This is a genomic window from Thalassotalea sp. PP2-459, assembly GCF_001913705.1.
In the GTDB taxonomy this organism is placed as follows: domain Bacteria; phylum Pseudomonadota; class Gammaproteobacteria; order Enterobacterales; family Alteromonadaceae; genus Thalassotalea_C; species Thalassotalea_C hakodatensis.
Genome location: NZ_MKQD01000030.1, coordinates 1 through 11,000 on the forward strand (window position 1 = coordinate 1; position 11,000 = coordinate 11,000).

Below are 11,000 nucleotides of genomic sequence, written 5' to 3' on the forward strand. Positions count from 1 at the left end.
GTTCTCCTGAATAACCATTCTTTGCAATCAATGCCTTGCCTCTAACCCTTTTATTTCTCGCTAAGTGACTAAATATTTAATTGAGTTGGTATAATAATTGTTCTAACATTTGAGGATGTGGTTTCGAGTGACATTCGCAACCACACCTTACGTGGTTAAAAAAGCGAGTCAAATTAGTTTCACGCATCACTCGCTGTAAGCCGGTCTTGGCTTTTCCCGTTGCAACAGCTAACATTTTACCTTGTTGAGTTAACGCGGTGAGTAATTGCTCAGCATTTGAATATAAAGGCGTAGGCGTTGGATCTAATTCAATGTAATGTTTTTTATAACCCGTTTTAAGTTGCTCAATCGTTGCACCATTCGCCGTTGGAAATAATGTCACTATAGCCTCTTCTAAGCTCAAGCCAATAATGCCTTTTATCGCGCTTTCATTGGGTATTATCAGTTCGTTAACTTGAGCAAGTGCACGGATTGATGAAACTATCCGCGCGATAGAATCCATTAACGTGCCGTCCCAATCAAATATAATTAATTGGTAATCTTTCATGACGTTTTGGCGACAGTTAACTTTGATAGCAATGCATCAAGCGATGGTGCTAGTGGCGCTTCTACTTTAATACGTTTTTCCGTTAACGGATGCGTAAATTCAATACTTGCAGCATGTAAAAATAAACGATCTAATCCATGCGCTCTCATTTGAGCATCAAACTCAGGGTGCCCATATTTAGCATCACACGCAATCGGGTGTCCTTTAGTTTGACAATGCACACGAATTTGATGTGTTCTACCGGTTACCGGAAATGCACGAACCAGTGTTGCATCTTTATAATGCTGAATCACTTTAAAACGTGTTTCAGATTCTTTACCGTTAATATTATCAACCACAACAATGCGTTCACCGGATTTTAAGTCGTTTTTCTTTAAACCTTCTGTAACACGAGTTATTTTTGCTGACCAACGCCCTTTCACTAATGCATGGTAAAACTTCTGAACTTTTTTATTACGAAGCTGTTCATGAAGATTTCTAAGTGCCGAACGTTTTTTAGCCACCACAAGACAGCCAGATGTATCACGATCTAAACGATGAACAAGCTCAAGCATGCGGGCATCTGGACGTAACGCTCTTAATGCTTCGATTAATCCAAAGTTTACGCCACTGCCACCGTGAACGGCCATACCTGATGGCTTATTAATCACGATTAACCGATCATCTTCAAATAAAATTTGTTTTTCGAGGTTAGCCACAACATTAAGTTGCGTTGAAACAGGCGCTGACTTTTCTGAAACGCGAATAGGCGCTATACGCAGTATATCCTCGTCTTTCAATTTATAATCAGGCTTAGTACGTTTCTTGTTTACACGAATTTCACCTTTTCGTAAAAGGCGATAGATCATGCTTTTAGGAACCCCTTTAAGGGTTTTCAATAAAAAATTGTCGATTCTTTGTCCTGCATCTTCACCATCAACAGTAATAAATCGAACTTGAGGTTTTGTTGTATCGTTCATGGCGCGCAGTTTATCACAAAATATATGAAAATCGCGTAAATAAACTGACGATTTAATTGCCTTTTTCTAATAAAAAGTGGGATAATAGAAAAGTTGCGCTATATTTTAACATGCAACATGCAAAAAACTTGCTTTTAGCGAATCGTAAGAGGCATTGAAAAGCTACCTTAATAATCAAAAAAATGAATTATTAATTGAACAGCTCTTTGTAACGATTGACTTGAAAATACTGTCAACATGCAAATATAAATGTCCAGAGCAAATTGCAATCATTAAACAATTGTTATTATCGCTATATTCTCGAATATACATGACACCTGAAGAAATAAAGGTTAACTAGCGATATAACTGAGCACAGCACACATGCTGAGCGCATAAAGACAAATTTTTCAGTGATGCTTTATTATTATGCATCTCTGAGCAACAATCAGGATTAAATTAACAGCTTACTATGTAAAAAATGGCATAGTAAGATTGACACCCGAGAGGCTGACAAGCAGCTGTTACAAAAGCGATAGATTGCTTTGTGTACTAAGCAAATGGTGTGCTGTGACTAATTTATGAGTCACAGAAACTATGAAAAGAATGTTAATCAACGCTACACAATCGGAAGAATTACGTGTAGCGCTAGTTGATGGTCAACAACTATATGATTTGGATATCGAAAGTCCAGGTCATGAGCAAAAAAAAGCCAATATCTATAAAGCAAAAATCACGCGTATTGAACCTTCATTAGAAGCTGCATTTGTTGATTACGGTGCTGAGCGTCACGGCTTTTTACCGATGAAAGAAATTGCTCGCGAATACTTCCCTAGCGGTTATACCTTTCAAGGACGTCCTAATATAAAAGACGTACTTACCGAAGGCCAAGAGGTCATCGTACAAATTGATAAAGAAGAGCGAGGTCAAAAAGGCGCAGCCTTAACTACGTTTATTTCTTTAGCCGGTAGTTATTTAGTATTAATGCCAAATAACCCGAGAGCAGGCGGCATTTCTCGCCGTATCGAAGGTGACGAACGTTCAGATTTAAAAGCTTCGTTAAGTAAATTAAACCTACCTAAAGGTATGGGATTAATTGTTCGTACCGCTGGTGTTGGCAAAGACTATGAAGAACTTGAATGGGACTTGAGTGTACTTTTACACCATTGGAGTGCTATTGAAACAGCTGCAGAGTCACGCCCTGCTCCCTTTCTAATTCATCAAGAATCAAATGTTATTTTACGCGCTATTCGTGATTATTTACGTCGCGACATCGGTGAAATACTAATTGACCGCCCTAAGATATTTGAAAGTGTACGTAGTCACATTGAAGTTGTACGACCTGACTTTATGAGTAAAGTTAAGTTATACACCAATGATGTACCGTTATTTACGCATTACCAAATAGAAACCCAAATCGAATCTGCATTTCAACGTGAAGTAAGGTTACCATCTGGTGGTTCAATCGTTATTGATCCAACCGAAGCCATGACTTCTATCGACATTAACTCTGCTCGTGCTACCAAAGGTGGAGATATTGAAGAAACTGCATTCAATACTAACTTAGAAGCTGCAGATGAAATAGCACGTCAGCTACGTTTACGTGATTTAGGTGGTTTAGTCGTTATCGACTTTATCGATATGACCCCTGTACGCCATCAACGTGAAGTTGAAAACCGTATGCGCGATGCTGTCAAAGCTGATAGAGCGCGTATTCAACTTGGTAGAATCTCGCGTTTTGGTCTTCTTGAAATGTCAAGACAACGTTTACGTCCATCAATTGGTGAAACCAGTCAAGGCGTATGTCCTCGTTGTAATGGTACTGGCCATGTGCGTGGCGTAGAATCGCTAGCCTTATCAGTATTACGTTTGATGGAAGAAGAAGCCATAAAAGATAATACTCAACAGGTACAAGCACAAGTTCCTGTGCCCGTTGCTACGTACTTATTGAATGAAAAGCGTCGTTCGGTAATGCACATTGAAAAGCATCATAGCGTACATGTGTTAATTATCCCTAATCCGAACTTAGTAACGCCGCAATACGAAGTTATTCGCGTTAGAAAAGATGAATCTATTGCGGAAGCAAGTTATCAAACACCGGTGATTGAAGCGAAACCAGAATTAGCGGTTATGCCGAAATTTGATAAAAAAGCTGCGCAAAAAGATGAGCCATTATTGCAAGGTATATCTGCACCTAAACAAGCTCCTGTTAGCCAAACTAAAGCGGCACCAGAAGTTAAAAACCAACCAAGTTTATTTGCCGCAATTGGCAAATGGTTATCTTCATTGTTTTCTACCGAAGAAACAAAAAAAGAAGAGCCTAAAAAACCACAGCATAAAAATGGTAAACGTGATTACGAGCGTCGAGGCGGTCAGAGAAATAGAAACCAACGCAACAAGCGCAACCATGAGCGACGCCCAGATAAACGTAATGAAAAACCAAATGTTGAACAAAGCGACAAAGTAAATAAGCAACATAAAAAACCTCAACAGCCGAAGCACACTAAGCCCAAAGAGGAAAAAATTGCTGAGAAAAGACAACGTCGAAACGTTCGTAAAAAAGTACGTATTGCTGATCAAAACAATACGGCTAACGAAGATAAACAACCGATTAAAAAGCAACCGGCTAAAAAAGTTGAAGACGTTCAAAATAATACGGTTAACACTAAAAATGCTGACGTTAAAGACTCAAAAGCATTAGCAGCAGTCGTTGAAACAACATCAGAAGACGCCAGCAATAAAAAAGGTAAGGAAGAACGCACTAGAAATAGACGTTCACCGAGACACTTGCGCTCGCATGGACAACGCAGACGTCAAAATACTAATGAAGAGCAACAAAATACTGAAGCAACATTAGACCCAGTAGAAGCACGTTATCCTGAAGCTATCGCTCAAGAAGCTCAATCTGTTGAAGTTCAACAAGATTTACCTTTAGAACACGCTTCAGCAAAAGAAAACACTGTCAGCCAAGAAACAGTAAAAGCTGAAACTGTTGTTGATGAACAAAATAATGTAGAAGAAACAGCTAGCACGAACGCTTCTGTTGAGACGGTAAAGTCAGCACCAGAAGCAACCACTGAATCTGAAATTCTTGATAATAAACCTGAAAAAGTGGAACAACTTACCTCATCACACGCTAAAGTGAACAGTGAGCCTGTAACTCTAGACCACGATGTAAAAACGTTAGCAACGGATAAGAGCGATAAAACACTTCAAAACACTGATACTGTTGACGTTGAAAAAACAACAGTAAAACCTGAAGTATCAGAAGCTGATTCAAGCCAAACAAAGGTAACGGATAACCAAAAACCAACAGCAAGTAAGCCTAAAGCAACCGCTAAAGCTAAAAAAGCTAATGGTTCTACTAAAGCTAAACCACGAATTAAAGGTCATGCTTTTGCTGCTATGTTTAAACCAGCAACTATCCATGAAACTGGTGAATTACCAACTGCATCGGCAACTATTGAAGAACGCGTAAAAGTTAACAGCTCAGGTAAAACAGCTCTACGCAAGCATGCTACCAGTACAAGTCAATCAGGCCCGGTTAAACCTTAGGTTTCCCGAGTCAATTTATGCATAAAAGGTCAGCTCATAGCTGACCTTTTTCATAATAAATTCCATATTAAAACTTCTTTTGCGCATTGAGTTTGATCTAAAGTAATAAATCCGGTGAATTCAATAGAGTCATTGTCGTAAAGTCAGTATAATAGTTGCCATTATTTAGTAACCAATATTACTTCATGAAAACACCTTGGTACAAAGAGCCTTGGGCTTGGCTCGTATTTTTTCTTCCGTTCTCTGCTGTTATTGCAGGTATTACCACAGTTATTATTGCCAATACTGATCCTGACCCTTTAGTGGTAGGCGATTATTATAAAAAAGGTAAGGCTATTAACTTAGAAATATCTAAAATAAAGCTCGCACAAAAACTGGGAATGAAGTTTGATTTAAAACTTGATAACCAAGTACTCGTCATTAAACCAACGGGGATAGATACAGAATTTCCGTTACTTAACGTTAATTTTTACCACCCAACGTTGAAAGACAAAGACTTTTATTTCGCCTTAACACCTGATGCTTCAGGTCATTTCAGACAATATATTGAACAAGAAGTTAAAGGAAAATGGCGAGTTACTATTGCGCCTTTTGAAGAACATTGGAAGATCCAAAACGTTATTACCTTACCCCAATCTGATTTTATCGAGATAACACCTAAGGCTATTGAAGCTCATTAAGCTATGCACACTTCTTGTTTTCACTGCGGTGAACCTATTCCAAAAGGTTTATCGCTGGTTGTTACGATAGATAATAAGCCACAGCCAATGTGTTGTGTTGGTTGTGAAGCTGTCGCACAAACTATTGTTGATAATAATTTAACAGATTATTACCGTTTTAGAACAGAGTCAGCCCCCAAGGGCGAAGCACTTATTCCAGAACAACTTAAAAAGCGCACTTTGCTTGATGAAGAAAGCTTACAAAGCGAATTTATATATCAAGACGGCCAGTGCAAAGAAGCTATTTTAACCGTTGAGGGAATAAACTGCGCAGCCTGCGCTTGGTTGATTGAGATGCAGATTAATCAATTACCCGGCGTGGTAAATATCAATGTTAATGCGACAACTCAACGCGCTACCATTCGTTGGCATCATAGCGATATTAAGCTTAGTGAAATTTTAATCGCTATTGAAAAGATTGGCTATCAAGCCCTACCTTTTAAAGCGAGTGATGCTGAACAAGCCAATCAAATTCAAAGTAAAGCGTTTATTAAACGATTAGGTATTTCTGGTATCTTAATGATGCAAGTAATGATGATTGCTGTCGGCTTATATTTTGGGGCCTTTAGCGATATGGCAGAGCATTTTGTGGTTTATCTTAGATATGCCAGCTTAGTGCTTACTGTGCCCATTGTTACTTATGGTGCCTTTATCTTTTATATCGGCGCTTACAATGCCTTAAAAGCAAAGCGTCTTTCCATGGATGTACCCGTTTCCATTGCCATTATATTGGCTTTTATTGCCAGCGCATGGGCGACCATTTACCAAACGGGTGAAGTCTATTTTGAGTCAGTCTCAATGTTTACCTTTTTATTGCTCATTGGTAAATTTTTAGAGTTTAGAGCACGTAATAGAGCTGCAGAGGTTTCTGCTAATCTATTAAAGTTAATGCCAATGACCGCAACTAAATTAGTCAATAATCAAGAACAATATGTTGTTGCTCGCAAACTATTGCCGAAAGATATTGTGATTGTAAAACCTGGTGAGGTGATCCCTGCTGATGGCGTTATCACTCAAGGTAATAGTCCAATCAATGAGGCAATGCTTTCTGGTGAACAACTCCCCGTTGACAAAAGCGTGGGCGATACTGTTTTTGCTGGCACTATTAACGGCGATGGCAACTTACTCGTTGAAGTAAAACAAGCAGGAAGTTCATCCTTTTTAAGTCAGTTAATTAGGGTCAGTGAAGCATCCCAAGCTCATAAACCCAAAATTGCACAACTATCAGATAAAATTGCACAATATTTTGTCGCGGTGATATTACTCACCGCAATTGGCACTGCTATATATTGGCAACAACATATGCCGTCCGAAGCGTTTTGGATTACCTTATCGGTATTAGTAGCCACTTGTCCTTGTGCATTATCACTAGCTACCCCAACTGCATTAACATGCGGGACAACTCGATTAAATCGTTCAGGTATTATGATTAAGTCTTCACATGTCATGGAAACGATACCCGAGATCAACACTATTGCTTTTGATAAAACCGGCACGTTAACAACCGGCGACTTTAATATTGCAAATATACACATATTAGACAACAGCTATAGTAAAGAGATGGTTCTTGCTTACGCTGCAAACTTAGAATCACATTCCGAGCACCCTATTGCAAAAGCTTTTACTCGCTTTCGAGACTTTAGCATAACCAGCGAACAAATAAGCATAGATGCAGGCAGTGGTATTTCAGGAGTTATTGACGGTAAAGATGTTAAAATTGGTAAACCCAGTTGGATTTTCTCCGCAGATGTTCCACATGCTTTATCAACTTTTAGCTGTATAGTTTCGATAAATAACCAACCCATTGCAGCCATTGCATTAATCGATAATATCAGGGACGAAGCAGAAAGTGTTATTCACACACTTAAAGCTCAACACATTAACACTATCATGCTTTCTGGTGATAACGCTTCTGGCTGTGAAAAAGTACAACAAAGACTTCAATTAGATTCTGTACATAGCCAATTAACAGCGACTGAGAAAATGCACACGTTAAAAGCAATGCAGCATAAAAATACTATTGCTATGGTAGGTGATGGTATTAATGACACCCCTGTATTTGGTGCTGCACATGTATCAATCGCCATGGGTAGCGGCACTGAAATTGCGAAAAGTGGTGCTGATGTTATTTTGCTAAACAATCGTTTAACGTCAATTAATTTACTACGAAAAGTCGCGTTAAAAACCAAGCATATTATTTGGCAAAACTATGGATGGGCTTTCGGGTATAACGCGATTGTATTACCATTAGCAGTATGTGGGTATATTACACCATACATGGCGGTGATCGGTATGTCATTAAGTTCAATACTGGTCATCACTAATTCATTACGATTATTAAAAGTGAAATAAACCAAAGCTTATGAGTGTTATTTACGTACTTATCCCTATCGCTATTTTATTAACAGCACTAGGTATTTACCTATTCTTTTGGGCAGTAAAGTCTGATCAGTTCGACGACCTAGAAAAACAAGGATTAAGTATTCTTTTTGAAGATGACAAAAATAACACCGTAGAAAACAGTAAAAGTAAAGATAAACAAGAAACATCTCAAAATGACTCTTGATTATTTTTCAGCGTTTCTCATTGGCATACTTGGTGCTGGACACTGTATTGGCATGTGCGGTGGTATATCGTCTATGTTAACCGCTGCTGTTAAACAGCACAGTAGGAAATCTTTTTATTTTGTTGCCGCTTACAACATAGGAAGAATTTTCACCTATTCATTTCTCGGGTTAATTGCAGGCTTTACCGGCTCACTTGGTATTAAAGCCTTAGGGTTACCTGTGATATCCCTAAAATTTATCGCTGGTTTTTTCCTTATTTTATTAGGTCTATACATAGGGCAATGGTTATTTTGGCTTAATCGCGTTGAGAAATTAGGCCGTACTCTTTGGCAGAAACTTCAACCTATTTCTAAACATTTACTGCCAATTGATTCTACACCCAAAGCTTTAGGATTAGGCATGCTCTGGGGCTGGCTTCCCTGTGGTTTAATTTATTCGACATTAACCTGGTCAATTGCTGCAGGCAATGCAATAGACGGTATGGCCATTATGTTTTTCTTCGGCGTCGGTACCCTTCCAGCATTGTTAACCGTTTCGTTAGGCTTTCAAACAATCACCGTTTTGTTTAAAAAATTGTGGGTTCGTCGTTTAATTGCGTTAGGTTTAATTTGTTACGGCGTATTTACACTTAACGTTGCATACCAACTCTTGTTTTAATACTATGCAGTCAATTGTCTAATGTAGGAACGTTATGAATAATCAACATTGCCCCGGTCAACAGCACATACATTGTCAAAGCTGTAGTTTGAGTGAACTTTGCCTACCCTTTTCGTTAAACGAACAAGAGTTGCAAACATTAGATAATATCATCAATCGTAAACGCCCTATTCAAAAAGGCGAACAGTTATTTCATGACGGCGATAAGATGAATTCATTGTATGCTATTCGCTCAGGAACCTTTAAAACCTTTACCATTAATGAAGGTGGTGAGGCGCAAATCACCGGCTTTCATTTAGCTGGAGATTTGCTCGGATTTGAAGCGATTGCATTATCAGAGCACTCAAGCTTTGCTACCGCTTTAGAAACCTCAATGGTCTGTGAAATTCCCTACGAAACCTTAGATTCTTTGTCTAATTCAATGCCTAAATTAAAAAAACAAATATTGCGAATGATGAGCTCTGAAATAAAAACAGATCAAGCAATGTTAACACTATTAAATCGAAAAAATGCCGAACAACGATTAGCTACTTTCCTTTCAAGTTTGAGTAAGCGATATCAAGAGCGGAATTTATCACCTTCCGAATTTCGATTAACGATGACTAGAAGCGATATTGGTAATTATATAGGTTTAACCGTTGAAACCATTAGCCGGTTACTCAACCGTTTCCATAAAAATAATATCATTGTAGTTAATGGTAAATTAATTACTATTGTCGATATTGACAAGTTAAATGCGTGTGCATCACTATAAATAATCGTTGATTATTGTTTACTTCATTTTTGATTTAAAACAACTAATTTTTATGCGCTTCACTCTATAATTACTATAATTACAATAATTGATCATTACAGACACTACTTTGGAGTCAACAATGGAAAAATATCAAAAGATTTTAGCAGTCATAGATCCTACTACAGAAGAGCAAAAATCCCTTAAGCGTGCTATCGAACTTGCTCATAAAACACAAGGAAATATTGTTGCGTTTTTGTCTATTTATGATTTTTCTTATGAAATGACTACCATGCTATCAAGTGATGAGCGCGAAGCAATGCGTCAATCATTAATTGATGACCGTAAAACATGGCTTGAAAATATTATCGCCCAAGAAAACCATCAAGGCCTAACAATCAACCATCAAGTTGTATGGCACAACAGACCATTCGAACCCATTATTGAACAAGCGATTCATCACAACGTTGATATTGTCATCAAAGGTACCCATGAGCATGACAAGTTGAAGTCCGTTATCTTTACACCTACTGATTGGCATATTTTAAGAAAATGCCCTTGTCCTGTTTTGTTGGTGAAAGATCATAGTTGGCCTGCAAATGGTAATATTGTTGCGTCAGTTAATGTGGGTAGTGACGAATCAGAGCATACCTCGTTAAATGATATTATTACTCAAGAGGCTGTTCTACTTGGTAATATTATTCACGGTAATGTGCACTTAGTGAATTCATACCCAGGAACACCGGTAAACATTGCAATAGAAATTCCAGAGTTTAATGCCAACGAATACAATGATTCAATGCGACAACATCACCAACAAGCCATGCAAAGTCACGCGACTAAATACAGCATCTCAGCTGAAAATACTCATGTAAGAGAGGGGTTACCAGAAGATGTGATTGAAGAAGTCTCTCAACAACTTGATGCAGAACTCGTCGTTTTAGGAACAATAGGGAGAACGGGAATTTCTGCTGCGTTAATTGGAAATACTGCTGAGCATGTTATTGACCGATTAAATTGTGATGTATTAGCTTTAAAACCTGAAGGATACAAATCCCCTTTACAAGATTAATCTATCCAAAATTTCATTGTTATTGAGCAAATAACTATTTAACGAAGGCTTATGTTTGTAGGCCTTCTTATCGTTAAATAATAACAATAATAAACAATATTCATTAGCTCTAACGCTTTAATACCAATTCGCATAAAGATTAAGTCAGTTCAGAGCGATGTCAGAGGTGGGAGAATAAGCGAAACGTGTGCAGGTATAGTTGTTCTACATCA

Annotated in this window: 9 protein-coding genes; 7 read left to right on the forward strand and 2 right to left on the reverse strand. The window is 38.1% G+C overall.

Annotation, left to right across the window (positions count from 1 at the left end):
* Positions 1–76 precede the first annotated feature (76 nt).
* Both BI291_RS05670 and rluC read right to left on the reverse strand, forming a co-directional pair.
* Positions 77–547, reverse strand: a complete 471-nt coding sequence (locus BI291_RS05670; protein ID WP_074496928.1) for an HAD hydrolase-like protein — start codon at positions 545–547, stop codon at positions 77–79.
* On the reverse strand, positions 544–1,506 hold the full coding sequence (rluC, locus tag BI291_RS05675) for a 23S rRNA pseudouridine(955/2504/2580) synthase RluC (protein ID WP_074496931.1): 963 nt from the start codon (positions 1,504–1,506) through the stop codon (positions 544–546). Before rluC ends, BI291_RS05670 begins: the two co-directional genes overlap by 4 nt.
* Before the next feature lie 576 nt (positions 1,507–2,082).
* On the opposite strand from rluC, the gene rne reads away from it, so the two are divergent.
* From rne to uspE, 7 genes are all read left to right on the forward strand, one after another.
* Positions 2,083–5,040 (forward strand): ribonuclease E, encoded by a 2,958-nt coding sequence (gene rne / locus BI291_RS05680; protein WP_074496934.1) that lies wholly within the window; start codon positions 2,083–2,085, stop codon positions 5,038–5,040.
* Positions 5,041–5,225: 185 nt separating this feature from the next.
* Entirely contained in the window at positions 5,226–5,720 is a 495-nt protein-coding gene (locus tag BI291_RS05685) for a FixH family protein (protein ID WP_074496937.1), read from the forward strand.
* A gap of 3 nt (positions 5,721–5,723) precedes the next feature.
* Positions 5,724–8,111: a heavy metal translocating P-type ATPase gene (locus tag BI291_RS05690; RefSeq protein WP_074496940.1), complete on the forward strand. Its 2,388-nt coding sequence runs from the start codon at positions 5,724–5,726 to the stop codon at positions 8,109–8,111.
* A gap of 10 nt (positions 8,112–8,121) precedes the next feature.
* The gene (ccoS, locus tag BI291_RS05695) at positions 8,122–8,325 is read left to right on the forward strand and encodes a cbb3-type cytochrome oxidase assembly protein CcoS (RefSeq protein ID WP_074496942.1); all 204 of its coding nucleotides are present in this window, start codon (positions 8,122–8,124) and stop codon (positions 8,323–8,325) included.
* Entirely contained in the window at positions 8,315–8,983 is a 669-nt protein-coding gene (locus tag BI291_RS05700; RefSeq protein WP_074496945.1) for a sulfite exporter TauE/SafE family protein, read from the forward strand. The genes ccoS and BI291_RS05700 overlap by 11 nt, the downstream gene beginning before the upstream one ends.
* A 34-nt stretch (positions 8,984–9,017) precedes the next feature.
* Positions 9,018–9,737, forward strand: coding sequence for a fumarate/nitrate reduction transcriptional regulator Fnr (fnr, locus tag BI291_RS05705; protein ID WP_074496947.1), 720 nt, complete (start codon positions 9,018–9,020; stop codon positions 9,735–9,737).
* Between the two features lie 121 nt (positions 9,738–9,858).
* Complete coding sequence (uspE, locus tag BI291_RS05710; protein ID WP_074496950.1) at positions 9,859–10,788, forward strand: universal stress protein UspE; 930 nt, start codon at positions 9,859–9,861, stop codon at positions 10,786–10,788.
* The last annotated feature ends 212 nt before the right edge of the window (positions 10,789–11,000 follow it).